Here is a 24,554-nt window from a genome sequence, read left to right on the forward strand (position 1 = left end):
GGATTATCTTGGAAGTAATGCAGTTAGTAGGTATTGCTATAATTTCTACAACCCTCTGTTTAGTAATAAAAAAAGATAGACCAGAAATCGCAAATTTTATAGCTATAATTACAGGTGTAATTATATTACTATCTGTAATATTTAAATTAAACTTTATCATAGAGGGAATACAAGATTTAGCTAATAAAGCGAATATACCCAATATGTATATAACTTTAATAATAAAATTAATTGGTATTGCATATATTATGGAGTTTGCTATTCAACTTTGTAATGATTGTGGAGAAAAAAATATAGCATCAAAGTTAGAGTTTGGAGGAAAAGTGATAGTTATGACTATGTCATTCCCTATACTTTTATCAATAGTAGAAATGATATTAAATATAATACCATAGGAGAATGATTACTTATGAAAAAAAATAAATTAGTTATTTTTATTATCTTATTTATTGTATTTAATACATTTACAATGTGTTTTGCACAAGATAATGAAAATAGTGAGGATTACAAAGGAGCCCAAAGCAGTATTGATTCTTATATAGATAATCAACTTAGTAATATAAATATAAGTGAAATAGAAAAATATATAAGAGAAGATGTTGCGGTTCAAAATATAGATTTAAAACAATTTGTAAAAGGCCTAATTAGTGGAGAAAATAATATATTAGATTTATTTGATAAAGATAAAATCGTATCTACAATATTTAGTGAGTTTAAAACGAGTTTAAGAGTAGCAACTATAATTTTAGTACTAGCTTTATTATCTTCTATATTAAAAAGCTTAGAAAACTCATTTTCATCAGGAGATATAAGCAAAATAACAACTTATATTATATTTATTACTATGGTATCTCTTACTTTGATTGGATTTAAGGATGTCTTAAGTATTTGCTATAAAACTATAGATAACACAATCGAGCTAATGCAAGTATTAATGCCAATATTAATAACATTTCTAACTTTAATGGGATTTTCAATAACATCAACAGCTTTAAACCCAATATTTTTAGGTGGAGTAACTTTAATAAATATTATTTTTAAAAAGTTTATGTTTGCATCTATAACAATAGCATTTTCAGTTCTAATAATAAATAATTTATCAAAAAGTATAAAGTTAAATAAACTAGCATCTTTCATAAAAAATATAAATATAGTTACTATAGGAGCTATGTTTACTGTGTATTTAGGATTAGTATCTATTCAAGGAATATATGTAACCAGCTTTGATAAGTTTAGTGTAAAAACAGCTAAATTTGCAATTGGAAATTTTATTCCTGTAGTTGGAGGATTTGTATCAGATTCAGTAGATATATTACTATCTTCATCTCAACTTATAAAAAATGTTTTCGGAGGAATAGGACTAGTTTTATTAGTTGGTATTTGTTTAATACCAATTATAAAAGTATTATCAGTAATAGTGGTATATAAGGCAGCTGCAATTGTAGTAGAGCCTGTAGGTGAAGATGGAATGTCTAGTTTTTTGAATGATGTATCAAACTTAATGATTATAATGCTTGCTTGTGTAATTGCTATTATGATTATGTTTTTTGTTACTGTTGCAATACTAACATCAATAAGTGCAGTAACTCAATAGGGGGGAACTTTATGATGGAAGGTTTGAAGTCGTGGATTATAACAATTTTGATAGGTGCATTTATAGTAGGTATAGTCGATATGATATTACCAAAATCTAAAATGAAACCATATATAAGTGTTGTAGTAAATTTTATATTTGTATTTATAGTTATAACTCCCATAATTAATTTTTTCTCAGGAAACACTTCTTTAGAAGATAAAATCTTAAAGGTAATGAGCGACTATAATAAAGAATATTTAGAAAGTAGCAATAATCTTGCAAGTAAAAGCGGAACTAATAGTTTAGTTAATGGATATGAAGATGGGTTAAAAGAAGTGTTAAAGTTAAAGCTAGACGAATATGGATATGATCTAGAAGATATAGAGTTTGACGGATCGGATATTAGTAATATAAAACTAAAAGAAAAAAATATTAGTAATAAAAGTGAAAAAGAGGACATACAATCTAATGAAAAAGAAAAAACTGAACAAGTATTTAACGAAGATGAAGGTGATAAAAAAGAATTAGAAGGAAATCTAAAAGAAGATGAACTTAAAGAAGACTTAGTCAAAATACTTGATGTTTCAATTGAAACTATAGAAATTGATTAATAGGGGTTGAGTAAATGTTTAAAAACTTAAATGAAAAAGATAAAAAAAAGATATACTCTCTATTATCTTTGGGAATTATTTGTGTACTAGCTTTAATAATAATATCTTGTATTCCTGATAATAAAAATATAAGCGACAATAATGATACATCACAAGCACAAGAGCCAAATACACAAGAAGTAAAATCTAGTGAAGAAGAAGATTTAGAAAAAAAATTGCAAAAAATATTATCTAAAATTAGTGGAGCTGGAGACGTAGATGTAATGATCACATTTGAATCAAGTGAAGAACAAGAACCAGCATATAATAGCAATACTACAACTGAGACAACTCAAGAAAAAGACTCTCAAGGTGGTGAAAGAACAGTTACAACTGAAAGTGAAAATAAAACAATCATAACTTCAAGTTCAAATACTCCAATTATATTAAAGACTAACGAAGCTAAAGTTAAGGGTGTAATAGTTGTTTCAAGCGGAGCAACGGATTCTAAAGTAAAAGAAACGCTTTATAGTGCAGTCCAAACAGCATTACAAATACAAGGGCATCAAGTTGAGATTTACTCAAAATAAATAAATATATATATAACCGGGGGGATAAAAATGAAATTTAATTATAAAAACAGAGGATTTGTAGTAATAACATTATCAGCTATGTTAGTTGTTGTTGGGGTGGCAAATTATCAACTTAGCAAGAAGTCAGCGTTAGGTGTTTCAGAAGAATTTAAAGCTTATGAACAAGCACAACTAGATAAAAACTCAGATAAGAGTGATAGTACAGAAGTTGATATAGTAGATAGTAATTCAATTAAAGAAAGTGCTGATACTACGGATACTAATACTAGCCAAGTTGAAGAGAAGGTAACTGAAACAAGTAAAGAGATAGAAGAACAATTAACATCAGAAGCAAATATGCAAAAATCTTCATACATATTAGACATGAAAATGACTAGAGAAAAACAAAGAAATGATTTAGCAGAAGACTTAAATGAAATGATAAACAATCCATCAACATCAGAAGAAACAAGAAAAGAAGCTTCTGAGATGAAATTAAAATTAGTTAAAGATCAAGAAACTGAATTAAAAATAGAAAACTTGTTAAGCACAAAAGGATTTGAAAATGCTTTAGTATACATAAATGATGATGTAGTAAATGTAGTCGTAAATGAAAATGAATTAGAAAAAGAAGATGCAGCTAAAATATTTGACTTAGTAGCAGAACAATCTGGTGTAAAATATGAAAATATAAAAGTAATGAATAATAAAAGTGAATAATATTATGTAAAAAATCATATTGATTAGAAAAATAATAAAGTGGTTAATATATAAATATATTATAGTTGAAAATAATCCTCAGAATTTACTGAGGTTTATTTTCTTGCAAAGTTTAATAGTATTTGGTATTATAAATATAAAATAGTTCCTTAAATAGGGGGTAAGTATTTATCATGGAAAATAATAATTTTGGACAAGTTAAAATATCTAATGATGTAATAGCTACTATAGCAGGCCTTGCTGCACTAGAAGTTGAAGGCGTAGAGACTATCACAACTTTTACGGACAAACTATTAAAAAACAATAATGGTGTAAAGATACAAATAGAAGACGAGGACGTTAACTTAGATATAATGGTATTAATAGATTACGGAATATCAATACCAGATATAGCTTTAAAGATACAAGAAAATGTAAAAAATACTGTTGAAACAATGACAGGATTAAAAGTTTCTCAAGTAAATATACATATTCAAGGAATTAGCTTCAAGAAAGAAAAAACTGAGCTAGAAGAAGCAAGGAAAGAAGCAAAGATTGCAAAAAAAGAAGCTAAGAAAGAAGAATCTAAGAAAAATTAATATGGACCCTCTGAAAAATCAGAGGGTTTTTTATTGCAAAACGTATATAATAAAGACTGAAGGAGGATTTGACTGATGAAAAAAGAAAATATATCAAGAAAAGTAACTAGTAGAGAATATACAATGAAATTAATCTACCAAACTAGCATAACAAAAGAGGACGTAGAGGATTTAGACATGTTAGTTGATCAATTCATAGAAAATAATGAAGAATACATCTTAAATAGATATGAGGAGTTAAGACTACAACACTCAAACAATCCAGAGTTATGTTTAGATGGTATAAATATAGACGAAGCAATAGATAAAGAATACATAAAGAAAATATGTGTAACATTAGAAGAAAAAAATGAAATGATAGATGCTTTAATTAACTCTAATGCAAAAAACTGGACGGTAAATAGAATAGCAAAAGTAGACTTAGCTATATTAAAATTAGCTATAGCTGAAATAATTGCAATAGATGATGTACCACAAAAGGTTTCTGTAAATGAAGCGATAGAACTTGCAAAAATATACTGTGATGATAAATCTCCTAAATTTATAAATGGTATATTAGGAAGCGTTATAAGTGAACTTGAAGCAAAATAATATAATAATCGGAATTGATACTAGCTGCTATACAACTTCTATAGCAGCTATATCTTTAGATAAAGAAGTAATATTTAATAAAAAAATAATGCTTAAAGTTAAAGATAATTCAAATGGATTAAGGCAAAGTGAAGCTGTTTTTCAGCATATTAACAATTTAGGTGAAATAAGCAGTGAAATAAGTTCTATAATTGAAAAATATAATGTATGTGGTATATGTGCATCAACAAAACCAAGACCAGTAGAAAAGTCATATATGCCTGTTTTTACTGTTGGTAGTAATTTTGGAAGATTATTTAGTACCTTAAATAATTGTCCTTTTTATGAAACTACTCATCAAGAGAATCATATTGAGGCAAGCCTTTTAACTAATATGATTAAAAATAAAAATAAGTTTTTATCTGTACATATGTCTGGAGGAACAACTGAAATTCTTTTAATAAATAATAACGGTTTAAATTATGATATAGAAATAGTTGGTGGAACTAAGGATGTAAGTTTTGGACAGCTTATAGACCGAATCGGAGTTAAAATGGGATATAAGTTTCCAGCAGGAAAATATTTAGATGAAAATGCTATGAATTGTAATGAAAGAATAGAATATGGACTAAAGACATCTGTAAAAGAAGGATATATGAATTTATCTGGTATAGAGAATCAGATAAATAAAATTATAAATGATTATAACCAAGAATATATAAGTAAATTATTATTAGATACTATATCTAGAAATATAATAAAATCTATATTATATATAAGCCAAAAGTGCAATGTAGATGAAGTTGTGTTTGCAGGTGGAGTATCTGCAAGTAAATATGTATCTAATAAGGTTAAAAATGAATTAAGGAAGAATAAAATAGAATCATATTTTACTAAAAGTGAATATTCAACTGATAATGCAGTAGGATGTGCAATAATAGGTTTAAAAAACTTTTACTTAGGAGAGTAGATATGAAATTAAGAGCCTTAGATATAAGTGAAGCAAATTCATATATAAAAAGAATTCTAATAAATGACCCAATATTATATAACCTTAAAGTAAAAGGCGAAATATCAAACTTAAAAATACATAGCAGTGGAAATGTGTATCTTTCGTTAAAAGATCAAAACTCTAAGTTAAACTGTGTTATATTTAAAAATAATTATGATAAAAGTATGGATTTACATGATGGTATTAAAATAATTGCTAGTGGATACATATCTGTTTATGAAAGAGATGGATCTTACCAATTATATATAAACTCAATTGAAATAGAGGGAGTAGGAAATCTTTATATAGAATTTAATAAATTAAAAGAAAAATTAAGTAAAGAAGGTTTATTTGATCATAGATATAAAAAAGCCATACCTAAAATACCAAAAGCAATAGGTGTAGTTACTTCTCCTACAGGCGCAGTAATAAGGGATATAATAAATGTTATAAAAAGAAGGTATCCTAAAATTGATATAAAGCTATATCCAGTAAATGTACAAGGAGCCAATTCTGCAAATGATATTTGTGAAGGAATTAAATTTTTTAACAATATGAAAAATGTAGATACTATAATTGTAGGTAGAGGTGGAGGATCAATAGAAGAACTTTGGTCTTTTAATGAAGAAATCGTTGCTAGAGAAGTGTTTAATTCTCAAATACCAATAATATCAGCAGTAGGACATGAAACAGATTTTACAATATGTGACTTTGTATCTGATATGAGAGCTCCGACTCCTTCAGCAGCAGCAGAAATAGCAACCCCATCTTTAAATGATTTAGAGTTTAAATTAAATAATATAAAAAATAGAATGAATAAATCTTTAAATAGCCAGGTTCAAATAGATAAACATAGGTTAAATTCAGCCTTTGAAAAGATAAATAATTACCTAGAATCATACATAATAAAAGATAATATTATACAATTAGACAAAATATATGATAAAATAAATTTTGAAGTCGAAAATAATCTTAAGTTTGAGAAGCAAAGATTAGCTAATACTGGAGCTATACTTCATAACTTGAGTCCGCTATCTACAATAGATAGAGGATATAGTATAGTTCAAAAAGAAGGTAAAGTTATAAATAGCATTAAAGAAGTAAAATTTAAAGATGATATAGATATAATATTAAAAGATGGAAATGTAGAATGTATTATAGAAAAAATAATAAGTAAAAAAGAGGTATAGATATGGATTTAACATATGAACAAGCTTATACAAAATTAGAAGGAATTTTAGAAAAGCTAGAGTCTAAGGGTGCAAGCTTAGATGAATCATTAAGTTTATATGAAGAAGGAATAAGTCTTTATAAATATTGTAATAAATTACTGGAAGATGCTCAATTAAAAATAAGTAAATTTAATGCCCTAGGAGTAGAAGAAGACTTAGATATGAGGGAGGAATAAGTATGGAATTCAAAGAGTCTCTAAAAGAAAAATCTAAATATATAGAATCTTTATTAAATGAATATATGCCAAAAGAAGAAGGATATCAAGCAACTATAATGAAAGCTATGAACTATAGTTTAAAAGCTGGTGGAAAAAGATTAAGACCAATTTTAACTTTAGAGGCTTGTAAAATAGTAGGAGGAAATGAAGAAGATGTACTACCATTTGCTGTAGCTATAGAAATGATACATACTTACTCACTAATACATGATGACCTTCCAGCCTTAGATAATGATGATTTAAGAAGAGGAAAACCTACTAATCATAAGGTTTTTGGAGACGCAATGGCAGTTCTTGCTGGAGATGCACTTTTAAATTACGCTTTTGAAGTAATGTTATCTAATTCAATAAATAAAGAAAATCCACAAAAATACTTAAGAGCAATTAACGAAATTGCAAAAAGTTCGGGTATACACGGTATGATAGGTGGACAAGTTGTAGATGTTGAAAGTGAAAATAAGACAATATCTAAAGATAAATTGGATTTTATCCATTTAAATAAAACTGCTGCGATTATTATTGGATGTATGAGGGCGGGTGCAATAATAGGTAATGCTAATGCAGAAGAATTGGAAAAAATAACTAGATATGGAAGGAATATAGGATTATCATTCCAAATAGTTGATGATATATTAGATATAATTGGCGATGAGTCTAAGCTTGGTAAACATGTAGGTAGTGATATAGAAAATCATAAGTCAACATACCCATCAATACTAGGGTTAGATGAATCAAAATTAGTTGCGAAACAACTTATTGATGAAGCTAAAGAAAATATTAAAGGTTTAAAAGAAGACAGTGGATTTTTAGATGGTTTGGCCGATTATATCATAGATAGAGAGTATTAAGGAGGAAAAATGAACTTTTTTTCAGAAATTTTTAGCAACAAAGTTTTAGGCATAAGTATATTCGCTTGTTTTTTAGCTCAATTCATAAAAATATTTACAGGAAAATCAAAACGTATAGATCTAGCTAGAATACTTACATCTGGAGGGATGCCGAGCTCTCATAGTTCTTTTGTAACAAGCTTGGCAACATTAGTTGGGTTAGAAAGAGGATTTAACTCTACAGACTTTGCAATAGTTGTAGTATTTGCTTTAATTATAATGTATGATGCATCTGGAGTTAGAAGAGCAGTAGGAAAGCAAGCAACAATATTAAATCAAATAGTAGATGATGTACATCATGGAAAACATATTGAGCAAGAAAAGCTAAAGGAGTTGATAGGACATACTCCTGTAGAAGTATGGATGGGGGCTATATTAGGAGTATTAGTAGCTCTAGTGATGGCATAAAATTGAAAAAAATAAGTTTATATGATATAATTTCTAATGTTTTATAAATAAGTTATAAAATGAATATATCTTAGGCAATAATAAGATATATTCATTTTTCTAACTACATAGAAACTATATGTGTTATTTGGTCTTCTATGGAAGACTTTTTTATATATAAGGGAATTATAAAAAATAGTATAAAGTATTTATTAGTTATAAATAATCGGTTTTATAAAATAAATCAAATAAAAGGTGAAGGTAAATGTATAAATATTTAGATAAAGTAAACTGTCCTAAAGACATAAAAAGCATGACAAATGAAGAACTAGATATACTTGCTAAAGATATAAGAAAATTTTTAGTTAAGTCAGTTTCTAAAACTGGAGGACATTTAGCATCTAATTTAGGTGTAGTGGAATTAACACTGGCTCTTCATAAGGTTTTTGAAAGTCCAACAGATAAAATTATCTGGGATGTAGGACATCAGTCTTATGTACATAAAATCCTTACAGGAAGAAAGGATAGTTTTGATACATTAAGACAATTTGAAGGCTTAAGTGGTTTTCCGAAGGAAGTAGAAAGCCCTCACGATATATTTGATACAGGTCATAGTAGTACATCTATTTCAGTAGGTTTAGGAATCGCATGTGCAAGAGATATAAAAAAGGAAGATTTTAATGTGATTTCAGTTATAGGAGATGGTTCAATAACTGGAGGTATGGCTCTTGAGGCTTTAAACAACTTAGGTTATTTAAATACAAACATGATAGTAATACTTAATGATAATGAGATGTCAATAGATAAAAATGTAGGAGCTATGTCTAGATACCTATCAAGTATAATAAGAAATTCAACTATGAATAAGGTAAAAGATGAAGTAGAAAAAATATTCACGGTTACATCTGCAGGTAATTTAATATATAAAACAGCAAGCAAAGTAAAAGATAGTATTGTAAGTCAATTTACACCACAACAATGTGAATTATTTGAGGCTATGGGAATAAAATACTATGGACCTATAGATGGACATAATATTAAAGAACTTACTGAAATATTAAATAAAGCTAAAAATAAGCAAGGTCCTGTTTTGCTTCATGTAATAACTAAAAAAGGTAAGGGCTATAAATATGCAGAAGAACAGCCGGATAAATATCATGGTGTTTCAAAGTTCGATATAAAAGAAGGTGTAAAACCATCATCGACCAAGTCTATATCTCAAGCTGTTGGTGAGAAGTTAATTAATATGGCAAAAAAAGATAATAAAATTGTAGCTATAACTGCTGCAATGCCATCAGGTACAGGGTTAGATTTATTTGAGAAAGAATTTCCAAATAGATACTATGATGTAGGCATTGCAGAACAACATGCCGTTACATTTGCCTCAGGACTAGCAAAAGAAGGAATGAAACCTTATTTTGCAGTGTATTCAACATTTTTACAAAGGGGATTTGATCAATTAGTACATGATGTATGTATAACTAAAAAAAATGTTACTTTCTTAATTGATAGAGCTGGTTTAGTAGGAAATGATGGTGAAACTCATCATGGAATGTTTGATTTAAGTTACTTAAATATTGTTCCTAATATAACTGTAATGGCTCCTAAAGATAGTAAAGAATTAGAACTAATGATGGATTTATCTTTAGAAGTTAATGGACCTGTTGCAATAAGATACCCAAGAGGAAATGCTTATTACCTAAATAAAGGAGAATATAATAATTTAAAAGTCGGAAAGTATGAAGTTATAGATGAAGGTGAGGATATAGCTGTATTAGCAATTGGAAATATGGTAAAGCATGCATTAGAAGCAAAAGAGTTGCTTATAAATGAAAATATAAATCCTACTATAATTAATGCTAGATTTTTAAAGCCTATGGATGAAGAATTACTTCATAAAGTATGTAAAGAACATAAAAAAATAATAACAATTGAAGATAATACATTATCCGGTGGTTTTGGAAGTAGAATAAATAACTTTATTATAAATAATAATTATGATGTTAAACTTGAAAATATAGGAATTAATGATACCTTTGTAGATCAAGGTAATTCAGATAAGCTGTATGAAGCAGTAGGTTTATCACCAAAATGTATTGCTTCTAGAATAAAAAAATTATAGTGTGGAAGGTAGTTTTATGAAAAAAAGAATAGACGTATTATTAGTAGAGCAAGGATTTTTTGAAAGTAGAGAAAGAGCAAAGAAAGCTATAATGGCAGGTCTTGTTTTTGTAGATAATCAAAGATGTGATAAAGCTGGTGTAGATGTAAAAGAAGACGCCAAAATAGAAGTAAAAGGCAATCCTATACCTTATGTTAGTAGAGGTGGATTAAAGCTTGAAAAAGCAATGAAAAACTTTGGACTAACACTAGATGGAAAGGTTTGTATGGATATAGGTGCATCAACAGGAGGATTTACAGATTGCATGCTTCAAAATGGTGCGACAAAAGTATTCTCTATAGATGTTGGATATGGTCAGCTTGCTTGGAAATTAAGACAAGATGAAAGAGTTGTTTGTATGGAGAGAACAAACATAAGACATGTTACTATAGAAGATACAAAGGAATTTGCAGATTTTGCATCTATAGATGTTTCTTTTATATCTTTAAAATTAGTTTTACCTAAAGCTAAAGAATTAGTTAGACCAGGAGGTCATGTAGTTGCTTTAATAAAACCACAATTTGAAGCTGGAAGAGAAAAGGTCGGGAAAAAAGGTGTTGTAAGAGAAAAGTCTACACATATAGAGGTAATAGAGATGATATCTGAGTTTGCAGTGGGAATAGGATTCTCTATATTAGATTTAGATTACTCACCTATAAAAGGTCCAGAAGGTAATATTGAGTACTTAATATACTTACAAAATTCAAATGATGGATATGAGTTTAATAAAGAAGATTATGATAAAAAAGTATTAAAAGTAGTTGAAGATTCTCATAATTTAAATAAATAAAAATTATACTTAAATAAAGGGGGATTTTAAAGTGATCCTTGAATTGTATATGAAAAATTGTGCCTTAGTAGAAGAATTAAGGTTAATAATTGATGAAAATTTAAATATATTAACGGGAGAAACTGGTTCAGGTAAATCCATAATAATAGATGCTCTAGGTTTATGCTTAGGCGAAAAATATGATAGATCGTTTTTGAGAAAGGGTACAGAAAAAGGAATCGTTGAAGCTATATTTTCTTCAGAGAGTGTTCACTTAAAGGGTGTTCTTGATAAATATGATATAGAGCTAGATGAAGATAATTTACTAGTTATAACTAGAGTAATATATAGCGATGGAAAAAGTGTAGCTAGAGTTAACGGTAGAACTTTAAAGCTATCAGTTTTAAAAGAAATTGCAACTACTCTAATAGATATTCATGGTCAACATCAAAATCAAGCTTTATTTAATAAAGAAACTCATTTACAATTTTTAGATTTATTTGGTGAAAATGAATTAATAGATTTGAAAAATGAGTATAAGGATATGTATCAAGAATACACTAAAGTTAGACAAGCTCTTAACAATTTAACTGAAAATAAGGATGATATGCAAATACAAAGAGAAATAGACTTATTAAAGTTTCAGATAAATGAAATTGAGTCAGCTAATTTAAGCAAAGATGAGTATGAAGATTTGCTTAAGCAAAGGGATGTATTTAGAAATAGTGAAAAAATATATAGTAATTTAAACTTAAGCTATCAACATTTATATGAAGGTAGTGTAAATGCTGTAGATTTAATAGGTAATGCATCTAAAGAATTAAGTTCTATTTCGGAATATGATAAAGTATTAAGTGAATATAATGAAAATGTTGAAAGAATAATGTACGAACTACAGGATATATCTAGAGAAATAAGAAATTATAAAGATAGCATAGATTTTGAACCATATGAATTAGAGCAAATAGAAATAAGAATAGATGAAATTAATAATTTAAAAAGAAAATATGGAAACTCAATAGAAGAAATATTTGATTTTTATGAAAAAACTAAAGATAGATTAAATGAAATTTTAAATAGAGATGAAAAAGTGGATCAACTAAAGAAAGAAATACTTAAACTTGAAAAAATACTTAAAAATAAAGCTGAAAATTTAAGTATAGCTAGAAAAAAAGTTGCGTCAAATTTAGAAGAAGTACTTCTAGTAGAGTTAAAAAGTTTAAATATGAAAAATGTAGTATTTAAAGTTAACTTTGAGGATTGTAACTTTACTTCAGAAGGTAAAGATGATGTGGAATTTATGATATCATTTAACCTTGGAGAAGATATTAAGCCAATATACAAAGTTGCATCTGGAGGAGAAATGTCTAGATTTATGTTGGCATTTAAAACTATATTAGCAGATATAGATCAAATAGATACATTAGTATTTGACGAGATAGATACGGGTATAAGTGGTATAGCAGCGCAAATAGTAGGTGAAAAGTTATCACAAATAGCTAGGAAAAAACAGATAATTTGTATAACTCACTTACCTCAAATAGCAGCAAATGCAGATACTCATTATTGTATAGAAAAAAATACATCGAATGAAAGAACATTTACAAGTATAAGAAAACTAGATCATATCCAAAAACGTGATGAAATAGCTAGACTTATTGCAGGTAGCAATATAACTGAAAAAACAATAGAACATGCCAGTGAGATTATAGAATTGGCAAAAAAATAAGGAGTATTAGATACTCCTTATTTTTTATAATTTAAGTTATAAAATAATCAGTATTTGCATAAAAATTTACAATTAAGGAACTATAAAAACATAAATAGAAAATTTAGGAGAATACAAATGTTAGATGTGAAAAAAAATATTAAGTTTATATGTCGTACTCTATTTATGTTTTTTATTATAGGCATCTTAATGTATTTTAGTACGAATAGTGAGAATTTAAGTATAGAAACTATAAATGCTCTAAACAGTGATATTGATAAAAAATACGTATATCCATTAGGTAATGTTGTTGGTATTAGAGCAAGTACAGATGGAGTTTTAGTTATAGGATACGAAGAAGATGATATTGAGTATATAGGAGGGCTTAAGATTGGAGATATTATAAATAAAATAAATGGTGAAAATATTGATAATAGTCGCGATGTATCTAATATACTTAATAATTTAAAGGCTGATGAAATAAAAGTAGGATTTATAAGAAATAATGAATATAAGGAAGAAAATATTAAAGTTAAATATGAAGATAATACATATAGATTAGGATTATGGGTTAGAGATAAGGTTTCAGGCATAGGTACTATGACCTTTTATGATCCAAGTAGTGATACTTTTTTTGCAATAGGTCATGCTATTACAGATGTAGATACGAATAAACTTTTAAAAATAAAAGAAGGATATTTGTATAATGCGAATAATTTAGATATTATAAAGGGAAATTTACAGACAGTTGGTAAAATAAATGCAGAATTTGATTTAAGTCAAGCAATTGGTGAATTTAATAATAACTCTAATTTTGGAATTTATGGAAATTTATTAGGAAAGGCAAAGGTGAATAGTAATATAATAGAACTAGGAAAAGAAGAAGATGTAAAAATTGGAGATGCTGTAATTCTTTTCGAAGATGAAAATAGAAATATAAGAACATATGATATAGTAATAGAAAAAATAATATCTAATAATAGCTTAGATAGAGATATGGTGATAAAGGTTACTGATAAAGACTTGATTAATTATACAGGTGGTATAGTTCAAGGTATGAGTGGAGTTCCAATAATACAAAATAATAAACTTATAGGCAGTATAACTCATGTTTTTAAGAATAATCCGAAAAAAGGATATGGCATTTTTATAAGTGAAATGATACAATGAAAAATAGAAGAGAAAATTTAAATTATTATGAAGGATTATAATTTTACTATGTCGAATTATATTTTAGAATAAAAATAGATTTTCTGTAGGTAAAAGAGAATGTTTTATTAATGGGGGGAATTTTAGTGAACGAAAAAATAAAAATAGTTTTAGCTGATGATAATAAAGACTTTTGTCAAGTTTTAAAGGAATATCTATCAAATGAAGATGATATAGAAATCTTAGGGATTGCTAAGGATGGAATTGAAGCATTAGACTTAGTTAAGAGAACACAACCAGATTTATTAGTACTAGATGTAATAATGCCACATTTAGATGGATTAGGAGTTATAGAAAAATTAAATGCAATGGACATACCAAAAATGCCAAAAATAATAGTTCTATCTGCAGTTGGTCAAGATAAGATAACTCAAAGTGCTATAAATTTAGGTGCTGATTACTATATAGTAAAACCTTTTGACTTTGTAATATTTATAAATAGAATAAGAGAGTTAGTATCTAATAAGACTGCTCATATAGAGCCTAAATCTAGAGTTAATAGCGATATACAAATGACTAGAAGTGATTTTGTTAAAAATTCTGGGAACATAGAAACAGAGATAACTAATATAATACATGAAATAGGTGTACCAGCTCATATAAAAGGATATTTATATTTAAGAGAAGCTATAAAAATGGTAATAGACAATGTTGAACTTTTAGGAGCAGTAACAAAAGAATTATACCCAAGTATAGCTAAGAAGTTTAATACTACACCAAGTAGAGTAGAAAGAGCTATAAGACATGCAATAGAAGTTGCATGGAGCAGAGGTAAGGTAGACACAATAAATCAATTATTTGGTTATACTGTACATAATACAAAAGGAAAACCAACAAACTCAGAATTTATAGCTATGATTGCTGATAAATTAAGATTAGAACATAGTATGGTAAAATAATTTTATATATTTAGACTAAATAAGCCTTCTCATAAAAGAAGGCTTATTTTTTAGTATAAAGCATAAAATAAGTGTAGAAGTGTTAGTAAAATATTTAAATATTCCATATAATTAATAACATTAAATGAAAATCAAGGAGATATAAAATGGAAATTTATTTACCCCAAAAAGTTAAATTTATAATAGATAAGATGTATGAAAATGGATATGAAGCATTTATAGTAGGGGGATGTGTAAGAGATAGTATACTTGGAATAAAGCCTAATGATTATGATATAACTACCAATGCCCAGCCAAAAGATATAATCAATATCTTTAAAGATTTTAAAATTATAGATAATGGTATAAAGCATGGTACTGTAGGAGTTATAATAGATAAGGAAATATATGAAATAACTACTTATAGAATTGAAGGTGAGTATGAAAATAATAGAAAGCCTAAAGATGTAGAATTTACTACAAATATTTATGAGGATTTAAAAAGAAGAGATTTTACTATAAATGCAATAGCATATAATGATAAAGTAGGAATAATAGATAAATTTGATGGAATAAAAGACTTAAGAAGAAAAGTAGTACAAACAGTGGGAAATCCAGATGAAAGATTTAATGAGGATGGATTAAGATTAATAAGAGCTATAAGATTTAGTAGCAAATTAAACTTTACAATAGAAGAAAAAACATTAAAGAGCATATATAAAAATGCTGATATTATAAAAAAGATAAGTAAGGAAAGAATTACAGAGGAATTTTCTAAGATGGTTTTAAGTGATAATCCTCAAAATATAATTCTTTTATATAAAACTGGTATATTTAAATCAATAGGAATTTATTCATACATTAGTGAAAATGGATATAAAGAGTTTGAATCTAGCTTAAATTTATTAAAGTTTTGTCCAAATAATTTAGTAGAAAGAATGGCAATGTTAGAATATATAATTAAGCAAAATAAAGTTCCTTCAAGAAGCATAATTAATACATTAATTTATTCTAACAAATTTAAAGATGAATGTGGAAATATGGTTAATTATATGTTAATGGAATATGATAACATAGATTCTGTAAATATAAAATTAATTTTAAATAAAGTTGGTCCAAAGCTTTTACTTAAAGCTTTAGAATTAAAAAAGGTATTTTATAAAAATAACTTATATAATACTAAGAGCAATTCTAATATAAAAGAAAAAAATTTTATATTAGATAATATTATAAATAGAGTTATAAAAATAGAACAAAATAAAGAGTGTTATAAGTTAAAAGATTTAAATATTAACGGAAGGGATTTAGAAAATATTGGATATAGAGGCAAAGAAATAGGTGAGAAATTAAATATATTATTATCTAAAGTTATGTCAAATCCAAAATTAAATGAAAAAGAAATTCTTATAAATTTAGTTTAATCTGTATATGAAATATTAAGGTATTGAATATAAAAATGATAAATGTAAAATTTAATAAATGAGTATATAAAAATGTACGAATTTTAGCTAGTGTATAAAAAAATGTTAAAATATTTCTTTTATTGATAAATAATGCTATAATGTAATTTGATTTTAAAAGATATCGGAGGTTAAAATATGAGAGTCGAAGCCCCTATTAAGGTAGATAGAAAGACTAAAAGGCTTGCGAAAAGACTTACCGGAGGAGAAATTGCAGTAATAAATCACATGGATATCGATGAAGTTGCTGCCAACTCTTTAGTAGAAGGAAAAATTAAGCTAGTTATAAATGCAGCACCATCTATAAGTGGTAGGTACCCTAATAAAGGGCCAGGAATATTAACTGAAAAAAACATACTGATAGTTGATAATATAGGTGAAGAGTTATTTAATGAACTAGAAGAAGGTCAGGTTATAGAAGTTATAGATGGGCAAATTTATAAGGATGGAAAACTTGTAGGAAGTGGTGAACTTTTAGATAAAAAAGCTGTTTCACAAAAAATAAAATTAGCATATGAAAACTTAGGAGTTGAATTAGATAAGTTTATAGATAATACAATCGATTATGCAAAAAAAGAAAAAGGATTTATTTTAGGAGAAGTAGAAATTCCGAAAGTAAAGACTGACTACAAAAATAAACATGTCCTTATTGTTGTAAGAGGTCAAGACTATAAAGAAGATTTAAGTGCAATAATATCTTATATAGAAGAAATGAAACCAATACTTGTAGGAGTAGATGGTGGAGCTGATGCTTTACTTGAATTTGGATACACTCCAGATGTTATTGTTGGAGACATGGATAGTGTAACAGATGAAGCCTTAAAAAAAGCAAAAGAAATAGTTGTACATGCATATACTGATGGTAGAGCACCAGGACTAAAAAGAGTTCAGGACTTAGGATTAGATGCTATAGTTTTCCCAGCTCCAGGTACAAGTGAAGATATAGCTATGCTTACAGCATATGAATATCAGGCAGAACTTATAGTAGCTGTAGGAACTCATTCAAATATGATAGACTTCCTTGAAAAAGGTAGAAAAGGTATGGCTAGTACTTTTTTAGTAAGATTAAAAATAGGATCAAAACTTATTGATGCAAAGGGTGTTAACTTATTGTATAGAAGCAGATTAAAGCTAAAGTATATATTTGCATTAATATTAACAGCTTTATTTCCAATATTAATAGTTGCATCTTTTTCACCGAGTGTGAAACAATTTGTACATTTAATGCAGCTAAAGTTTAGGTTATTACTACAAATGTAGGTTTAGGAGGATTAAGATGCATATAAATATGAAGTATTATATAGTAACAATAGGTGCTATATTCATATCACTAGGAATAGGTATATTAGTAGGTTTTAATTTAAATTATGATCAAGAATTAAGTAAACAACAAGCTCAAATAATAGATGATTTAGATGCTAAATTTGAAGATTTAAGAAAAAATAATAATGAATTAGAGGCACTATTAAAAGATACAAATGCAGAATATGATGAATTAGTAAATTATATTAATAATAATTCAGACAAACTAATATCAGAAGAACTAACGGATCAAAATATAGGTATAATATCTATAAATAATAATATAAATAACGAATATATAGAAAATTGTATAGGTAAAGCAAATGGAAATATAGTATTTAATATAAATTTAAATAGTAATATAACAGATAAAACGACTTTAAAAGAAATATCAACTAAGCTTGGTACAGAAATTAATAGTACAGAAGAATTAATAGCTTATATTTCTGATTGCTTAAAAGATGATAATTCAAAAGAAACATTAGAATATTTACAAGAATTAAAAGTTTTAGATTTAAATAAACTAGAAGATAATTATAGTGCATATACATCAGTAGTATTAAGTTCTGATGGAAATGCCAAAGATAATGAAGCTCAATTTGAATCAATAGACAAATTATTAATAGAAAAATTAAGAGAAGAAAAGAAAAATTTAGTTGCAGTAGAAAGTTTAGATACTAAAACATCTAATATAAAATTATATTCAGATAATAAAGTTACTACAATAGATAATATAAATCAAGGTAGTGGTCAACTAGCATTAGTGTTAGTTCTAAAGGATGGAAATGTTGTAGGCGATTTTGGAGTATCTGATACGGCTACAAGTTTAATACCATATAAGAAATAAGAAGGAGAGATAACTATGAATCCTTACATAAGTATAATAGTACCTGCTTATAATGAAGAATCTAGAATAAAAAATACATTAGAAGCTATAAAGAATATAAAAGAAATAAATGAAATAGTAGTTGTAGATGATGGATCAAGCGATAATACTACAAAAGTAGCATCAGAAGTTAACAGTGAAAAAATTGTAGTATTAAAATTAGATAAAAATAAAGGTAAAGGATATGCATTAAACTATGGTCTTAAAATAGCCATGAAGAATGCAGATATTATAGGATTTTTAGATGCAGATTTAGGTAGCTCAGCAAGTGATGTAAAAAAACTTATAGACCCTATATTAAATGATGAAGCTGATGTAGTAATAGCGAAATTCCCACCTGCAAAGAAAAAAGGTGGATTAGGATTTGTAAAGGGCTTAGCAAAAGATTCTGTATTTGAAATGACAGGTGTAGAATTAGACGCAACTTTATCAGGGCAAAGGTTATTTAAAAAAGAAGTTTTAGAAAAATTTAATGAGATACCATTTGGTTATGGTGTTGAAGTTGGTATGACCATAGATATATTAAAATATGGATATAAGATAAAAGAAGTATTAGTTAATATGACTCACAATGAAACTGGAAGAAATTTAAAAGGGTTTATTCATAGAGGAAAGCAATACTACCACATAAAGAAAGTTCTAAAGCAGAAAAAGAAAGAATGGAGGTAGTTAATTTTGAATAATTATATACTTTATATAGTATTGTTTTTAGTAGGTTTAATAGGTACATATGCTATTATTCCTTTATTTAAAAACTTACTTATAAATAGCAATGTTGTTAGACCAAATTATAAAAAAGATATGATACCTGTAAGTATGGGTATTGTATTTTTACCAATGATTATTATAAATAGTATAATACTAATTTATTTTACTAAAGATCCTAGAAATTTATTATATGTATTCGTATTTATATTTGGAATGATATCAATGTTCTTTGCAGGTATATTAGATGACATTATAGGGAATAGAGATGTTAGTGGATTAAAAGGACATTTCAAAAGTCTTTTTAAAGGAAATCTAACAACTGGAGGATTTAAAGCTGTATTTGGTGGATTTATAGGTATTTTAATATCATTATCTATTTCTAAGAGTATACCAAATATAATTATAAATACTCTAATAATAGCTTTATCAACAAATTTAATGAATTTATTGGATTTAAGACCAGGAAGAGCTATAAAAGTATACTTAGTAATTATAATATCAATATTTATAACACTTACAGGATATATAAAGGTTTTACCATTACTTATACTTCCTAACGTATTAGCTTACTTTAATTTTGATTTAAAAGCGAAGGCTATGATGGGAGATACAGGATCAAATGTGCTTGGAATATCTATAGGTATACTAATGGTATTTGGATATTCTTTTAATATTAGGATTATCTGGTTAGTATTTTTAATTTTAATACATTTATTAACTGAAAAATACTCATTAACTAAAATAATAGAGAATAATAAAATTTTAAACTTTATAGATAAGTTAGGAAGGTAATCTTATGATAAGTAAAAGAATTGGTATAGTGGAAGAAATAATTGATAAAAGTGAAAATATAGATGATATAAGAGTTAATATAAATGGAAATATCCAAAAAGCATATAATTATCCTAAAATGAGTGGAGAAGTTAATGTAGGAGATGAAGTTATATTAAATACAACTGCTGTGGAACTAAGTTTAGGAACAGGTGGTTACCACTTCGTTATATCTAACTTAAATAATATAGAATCAAGCTTTACACCAGGTGGACATATTATGAAATTGAGATACACACCATTTCAAGTAAAAGTTGATTCAGTAGAAGAACAAGAAAGTAAATATCATGACTTAATAGAAGGTTTTAAAAGCTTAGATAATATGCCTGTTGTGGTAGGAACTTTACATAGTATGTTAACTCCATTTGTAGCATCTTTTAAAAGAAATAATCCTAATAAAAAATTAGTGTATATAATGACTGATGGAGCAGCACTACCTATATATTTAAGTAAAAATGTAGAGTCTTTAAAAAATAAAAAATTAATTGATGCAACAATAACTATAGGTAATGCATTTGGTGGTGACTATGAATGTATAAACATATATACGGCTTTAATAACTGCAAAAGAAGTATTAAATGCAGATGCAGTGTTTGTTAGTATGGGACCAGGGATAGCTGGAACAGGAACAAAGTACGGATTTACTGGTATAGAACAAGGTCCTATTTTGGACGCTGTTAAAAAACTAAATGGAAATCCAATTGCAATTCCTAGAATTAGTTTTGCCGACAAAAGAGAGAGACACAAAGGAATATCTCATCATAGCATTACAGTTTTAGACGACATTGTAAATGTGAAGGTGAATATACCTATAACTAAATATGGTGATGATAGCCTAGATAGAATTAAGGAGCAAATAAAGAGTAATAAATTAGATAGTAAGCACAACATAGTATATATCAATAACGATAGAACTAAGGAGGATCTAGAGTTCTTTAATCTAAAAGTAAGAAGTATGGGAAGAAATTATGATCAGGATAAGGAGTTCTTCCAAGCTGCAAGTACAGCAGCATATTACTTAATGGAGGTTTGTTATGATAGAGGAAAAGACTATTAGTAGTGACAGGGTATATACGGGGAAAACAATTAGTTTAAGAGTGGATACTGTAGAAGTACCGAACAGAGGTTACCAAAAAAGAGAAATAGTTGAACATAATGGGGCTGTAGGCATAGTTGCTATAACTAATGATAAAAAAGTTATATTAGTAAAACAATTTAGAAAAGCTATAGAAAAAGAATTATGGGAAATTCCCGCAGGTAAAATCGAAATAGGTGAAAATCCTAAAGAATGTGCTATTAGAGAATTAAAAGAAGAAACAGGGTATAGTGCAGAAAACATAAGATTAATTCATAAGTTTTATACATCTGCAGGATTTTCTAACCAAAAAATATATATTTTTTTAGCAGAGAATCTTATACCTGGAGATACAAATTTCGATGAAGATGAAGTTATAGAAGTTAAAGAATTTGATATTAATGATGTATATAATATGATAGAAAGAAATGAAATTGAAGATGCAAAAACTTCAATTGGAGTGTTAATAACAAAAGAATTAATATAAAAGGAATAACCTCCTCTTCTCTTACATAGTATTTTGTAGGATACAAGAGGAGGTTATAAATTTGAGAAGAACGTATGGAAGAAAAGTTTATTATGAGGAACTTAATAAGAAAATAATATTAGTTGGGATTTTATTTGTAGTATTCGTTATTATTGGGACATGCTTAAATAAAGTGTTACCAGGGTATGAAAACTCTATTAATGAATCTGTTAAATCTATTGAGAGATATTATAGCTCTAGAGAAAGCATAGTTATTAAAGATGTTATATTGTCAAATTTAAAATTAGACTTTAAATTTATGTCTATAATAGGTATACTTAATTTATTGGTAGTAACATTTCCAATATCAATTTTAATTTTTATGCTAAAAGGAGTATCAATAGGCTATACTATAAATAGCTGTATATTATTTTTAAAATATAAAAGTATAAAAGTTTTATTTGTAATTCTAATTAAGAATTTTGCATTAATTCCTGGTGCAATTATGCTTTTATTAATCTCATTTAATTATGCAAAAGAATTTATTAAAGCATTTAAAACTAATAATAAAAATAGCATGATATTTTTATTAAAACGATATTTATTAAATTTAATAATAATAATAATAGCTACATTATTTTTACAAGTAATATCAAACTTGATATTTATTAATATCTTACAATTCCTAGTCAAATAAAAGGAGTTTACCATGGACGTCGTAAAGGAATACATAAAATATATAAAAACTAAAAAAAAATTATCTGAGAATACTGTAGCATCGTATTTTACAGATATAAAAAAATATGTAGAATATTTAAATAGTAAAAATATAAATTTAGAAAATGTAGGGGAAAATGATATCATAGCATATTTGATAGAATTAGAAAGATGTAATATATCTGTATCAACTATATCAAGAATGATATCATCGATTAAATCTTTTCATGAGTATTTATTTTTTTATGGAAATAGTGATAATGACCCTGCTAGAAATATAAAAAAACCAAAGGTAAAAGTACAAAATGTAGATGTTTTAACTGAAGATGAGATTGATGCTTTATTAAATTTTACAAAGCTAGATACTCCAAAGCAAATTAGAGACAAAGCTATATTTGAAGTTTTATATGGAACTGGAATAAAAGTATCTGAACTAGTAGAAATGAATATGGTGGACTTTGACTTAGATATTGAATATATATATTGTAATTCTGGAAAGAATCAAAGAGTTATTCCTATTCCAGATATAACCAAAGTATATTTAGAAAAATATCTAAAAGAAAGCAGGCCTAAATTAGCTAATGAAAATGAAGATGCTTTATTTGTTAACTCTTTAGGAAATAGATTTACAAGACAAGGTCTTTGGAAGATTATAAAAAAATATGCAGTACAAGCTAATATAAATAAAAATATAAACCCTAGCATGCTTAGACACTCATTTGCAATTCATCTTTTAAATAATGGTGCAAATATAGCTGTGGTTAGTAAAATATTAGGGAATTCAAATTTATCAAGTTTACAAAGTTATATAAATCATATAAATAAAAACATTAGAAAAGAAATGAAAGAAAAACATCCTAGAACATAAGCTATGAAGGAGGACTAAAAATGAATAGAGTAATATGGATGGTAATTGATAGTGTTGGTATAGGAGCACTTCCTGACTCTGAAAAATTCGGAGATAAGGGTGTAAATACTTTAGGAAATATAGTAAAAGAGTGTAATGATATAAGTATCCCTAATTTAAGAAAGTTAGGTATAGGAAATATAGATGGAGCAGATTTTATAGAAGATGAAATAGAACCAATTGGAGTTTATGGAAAATGTGCAGAATTATCTCAAGGTAAAGATACTACAACTGGACATTGGGAAATGACGGGAGTATTAGTTGAAACTCCTTTTAAAACATTTGAAAATGGTTTTCCAAAAGAGATAATAGATGAATTTGAGGCTAGAACTGGAAGAAAAGTAGTTGGAAATAAGCCTGCTTCTGGAACAGCTATATTAGATGAGTTTGGTGAGCATCAAATAAAAACAGGTGATGTTATAGTATATACATCAGCAGATAGTGTATTCCAAATAGCTGCAAATGAAGAAGTTATACCACTAGATGAATTATATAAAATGTGTGAGATAGCTAGAGAAATAATGATGGGAGATAATGCAGTTGCCAGAGTAATTGCTAGACCTTTTATTGGTAAAAAAGCAGGCGAATTTACAAGAACTTCTAACAGAAGAGATTATTCTTTAAATCCATTTGAACCTACAGTATTAGATAACATAAAAGAATCAAATTTAGATGTTATAGCGGTAGGAAAGATAGAAGATATATTTAATGGACAGGGTATAACTGAAGCTGTACACACAGATGATAATATGCATGGTGTGGATGAAACTATAGGTTATATTAAAAAAGAAAATAAAGGTTTAATATTTACTAATTTAGTTGACTTTGACTCTAAGTTTGGTCATAGAAGAAATGTAAATGGATATAAAGAAGCATTAGAAGAGTTTGATAGAAGAATACCAGAAATAATTGGTGCCATGAAAGAAAGTGATATACTTATAATAAATGCAGATCATGGAAATGATCCAACTTATAAGGGTACAGATCATACAAGAGAATATATACCACTACTTGTATATGGAAAAAATATAAATAAAAATGTTAATTTAGGTATAAGAGATAGCTTTGCAGATATAGGTGCAACAGTTACTGATATATTAAATGTTAAAATGCCTAAGGTAGGTAAAAGTTTCAAACAAGACATAATGAAATAAAA

The 24,554-nt window shown here is 27.0% G+C and carries 27 protein-coding genes; all 27 read left to right on the forward strand.

Annotated elements, in window-relative coordinates; translation table 11 throughout:
* The first annotated feature begins 17 nt into the window (after window positions 1-17).
* The 27 genes from spoIIIAD to I2A66_RS01240 all read left to right on the forward strand — a co-directional run bounded on the left by spoIIIAD (window position 18) and on the right by I2A66_RS01240 (window position 24,552).
* Window positions 18-395: a stage III sporulation protein AD gene (gene spoIIIAD / locus I2A66_RS01110; protein WP_243113296.1), complete on the forward strand. Its 378-nt coding sequence runs from the start codon at window positions 18-20 to the stop codon at window positions 393-395.
* A gap of 14 nt (window positions 396-409) precedes the next feature.
* The gene (gene spoIIIAE, locus I2A66_RS01115) at window positions 410-1,594 is read left to right on the forward strand and encodes a stage III sporulation protein AE (protein WP_122638300.1); all 1,185 of its coding nucleotides are present in this window, start codon (window positions 410-412) and stop codon (window positions 1,592-1,594) included.
* An 11-nt stretch (window positions 1,595-1,605) separates the two neighbouring features.
* Window positions 1,606-2,187 carry a stage III sporulation protein AF gene (locus I2A66_RS01120; protein WP_122638299.1) on the forward strand — a complete coding sequence of 194 codons (582 nt, stop codon included), beginning with the start codon at window positions 1,606-1,608 and terminating at the stop codon, window positions 2,185-2,187.
* A gap of 14 nt (window positions 2,188-2,201) precedes the next feature.
* On the forward strand, window positions 2,202-2,756 hold the full coding sequence (locus tag I2A66_RS01125) for a stage III sporulation protein AG (RefSeq protein ID WP_147515569.1): 555 nt from the start codon (window positions 2,202-2,204) through the stop codon (window positions 2,754-2,756).
* A gap of 30 nt (window positions 2,757-2,786) precedes the next feature.
* The gene (locus I2A66_RS01130; RefSeq protein ID WP_147515568.1) at window positions 2,787-3,458 is read left to right on the forward strand and encodes a SpoIIIAH-like family protein; all 672 of its coding nucleotides are present in this window, start codon (window positions 2,787-2,789) and stop codon (window positions 3,456-3,458) included.
* Window positions 3,459-3,631: 173 nt separating this feature from the next.
* Entirely contained in the window at window positions 3,632-4,036 is a 405-nt protein-coding gene (locus I2A66_RS01135; RefSeq protein ID WP_122638296.1) for an Asp23/Gls24 family envelope stress response protein, read from the forward strand.
* Window positions 4,037-4,111: 75 nt separating this feature from the next.
* Window positions 4,112-4,627, forward strand: coding sequence for a transcription antitermination factor NusB (gene nusB, locus I2A66_RS01140; RefSeq protein WP_122638295.1), 516 nt, complete (start codon window positions 4,112-4,114; stop codon window positions 4,625-4,627).
* Entirely contained in the window at window positions 4,608-5,576 is a 969-nt protein-coding gene (locus I2A66_RS01145; RefSeq protein WP_243113288.1) for a Kae1-like domain-containing protein, read from the forward strand. The genes nusB and I2A66_RS01145 overlap by 20 nt, the downstream gene beginning before the upstream one ends.
* A gap of 2 nt (window positions 5,577-5,578) precedes the next feature.
* Window positions 5,579-6,787 (forward strand): exodeoxyribonuclease VII large subunit, encoded by a 1,209-nt coding sequence (gene xseA / locus I2A66_RS01150; RefSeq protein ID WP_122638294.1) that lies wholly within the window; start codon window positions 5,579-5,581, stop codon window positions 6,785-6,787.
* A gap of 2 nt (window positions 6,788-6,789) precedes the next feature.
* Window positions 6,790-7,005, forward strand: a complete 216-nt coding sequence (gene xseB / locus I2A66_RS01155; RefSeq protein ID WP_122638293.1) for an exodeoxyribonuclease VII small subunit — start codon at window positions 6,790-6,792, stop codon at window positions 7,003-7,005.
* A 2-nt stretch (window positions 7,006-7,007) separates the two neighbouring features.
* Window positions 7,008-7,895: a polyprenyl synthetase family protein gene (locus tag I2A66_RS01160; RefSeq protein WP_122638292.1), complete on the forward strand. Its 888-nt coding sequence runs from the start codon at window positions 7,008-7,010 to the stop codon at window positions 7,893-7,895.
* A 9-nt stretch (window positions 7,896-7,904) separates the two neighbouring features.
* A complete protein-coding gene (locus tag I2A66_RS01165; RefSeq protein ID WP_122638291.1) occupies window positions 7,905-8,342 on the forward strand; it encodes a divergent PAP2 family protein in 438 nt (145 codons plus the stop codon).
* 244 nt (window positions 8,343-8,586) lie between these two features.
* On the forward strand, window positions 8,587-10,443 hold the full coding sequence (dxs, locus tag I2A66_RS01170) for a 1-deoxy-D-xylulose-5-phosphate synthase (RefSeq protein ID WP_195250809.1): 1,857 nt from the start codon (window positions 8,587-8,589) through the stop codon (window positions 10,441-10,443).
* 16 nt (window positions 10,444-10,459) lie between these two features.
* Complete coding sequence (locus I2A66_RS01175; protein ID WP_122638289.1) at window positions 10,460-11,272, forward strand: TlyA family RNA methyltransferase; 813 nt, start codon at window positions 10,460-10,462, stop codon at window positions 11,270-11,272.
* A gap of 31 nt (window positions 11,273-11,303) precedes the next feature.
* Entirely contained in the window at window positions 11,304-12,980 is a 1,677-nt protein-coding gene (gene recN / locus I2A66_RS01180) for a DNA repair protein RecN (protein WP_330615435.1), read from the forward strand.
* Between the two features lie 117 nt (window positions 12,981-13,097).
* A complete protein-coding gene (locus I2A66_RS01185; protein ID WP_243113287.1) occupies window positions 13,098-14,129 on the forward strand; it encodes a SpoIVB peptidase S55 domain-containing protein in 1,032 nt (343 codons plus the stop codon).
* A gap of 110 nt (window positions 14,130-14,239) precedes the next feature.
* On the forward strand, window positions 14,240-15,067 hold the full coding sequence (gene spo0A / locus I2A66_RS01190; protein WP_122638287.1) for a sporulation transcription factor Spo0A: 828 nt from the start codon (window positions 14,240-14,242) through the stop codon (window positions 15,065-15,067).
* Window positions 15,068-15,213: 146 nt separating this feature from the next.
* Window positions 15,214-16,467: a CCA tRNA nucleotidyltransferase gene (locus tag I2A66_RS01195; RefSeq protein ID WP_147515565.1), complete on the forward strand. Its 1,254-nt coding sequence runs from the start codon at window positions 15,214-15,216 to the stop codon at window positions 16,465-16,467.
* Between the two features lie 177 nt (window positions 16,468-16,644).
* Window positions 16,645-17,766: a putative cytokinetic ring protein SteA gene (steA, locus tag I2A66_RS01200; protein ID WP_147515564.1), complete on the forward strand. Its 1,122-nt coding sequence runs from the start codon at window positions 16,645-16,647 to the stop codon at window positions 17,764-17,766.
* 16 nt (window positions 17,767-17,782) lie between these two features.
* Entirely contained in the window at window positions 17,783-18,655 is an 873-nt protein-coding gene (locus I2A66_RS01205; RefSeq protein WP_122638284.1) for a copper transporter, read from the forward strand.
* A gap of 15 nt (window positions 18,656-18,670) precedes the next feature.
* Window positions 18,671-19,363, forward strand: a complete 693-nt coding sequence (locus I2A66_RS01210; protein WP_122638283.1) for a glycosyltransferase family 2 protein — start codon at window positions 18,671-18,673, stop codon at window positions 19,361-19,363.
* Window positions 19,364-19,369: 6 nt separating this feature from the next.
* A complete protein-coding gene (locus I2A66_RS01215; protein WP_195250811.1) occupies window positions 19,370-20,194 on the forward strand; it encodes a glycosyl transferase in 825 nt (274 codons plus the stop codon).
* 4 nt (window positions 20,195-20,198) lie between these two features.
* The gene (locus I2A66_RS01220; RefSeq protein ID WP_147515563.1) at window positions 20,199-21,290 is read left to right on the forward strand and encodes a DUF3866 family protein; all 1,092 of its coding nucleotides are present in this window, start codon (window positions 20,199-20,201) and stop codon (window positions 21,288-21,290) included.
* Window positions 21,268-21,795, forward strand: a complete 528-nt coding sequence (locus I2A66_RS01225) for an NUDIX hydrolase (protein ID WP_122638280.1) — start codon at window positions 21,268-21,270, stop codon at window positions 21,793-21,795. Before I2A66_RS01220 ends, I2A66_RS01225 begins: the two co-directional genes overlap by 23 nt.
* Before the next feature lie 61 nt (window positions 21,796-21,856).
* Window positions 21,857-22,471, forward strand: a complete 615-nt coding sequence (locus I2A66_RS01230) for a hypothetical protein (protein ID WP_122638279.1) — start codon at window positions 21,857-21,859, stop codon at window positions 22,469-22,471.
* 12 nt (window positions 22,472-22,483) lie between these two features.
* Entirely contained in the window at window positions 22,484-23,359 is an 876-nt protein-coding gene (locus I2A66_RS01235) for a tyrosine-type recombinase/integrase (protein WP_122638278.1), read from the forward strand.
* Window positions 23,360-23,379: 20 nt separating this feature from the next.
* On the forward strand, window positions 23,380-24,552 hold the full coding sequence (locus tag I2A66_RS01240) for a phosphopentomutase (RefSeq protein WP_122638277.1): 1,173 nt from the start codon (window positions 23,380-23,382) through the stop codon (window positions 24,550-24,552).
* Window positions 24,553-24,554 lie beyond the last annotated feature (2 nt).

Source organism: Romboutsia sp. 1001713B170207_170306_H8, from assembly GCF_015550495.1.
In the GTDB taxonomy this organism is placed as follows: Bacteria; Bacillota; Clostridia; order Peptostreptococcales; family Peptostreptococcaceae; genus Romboutsia_E.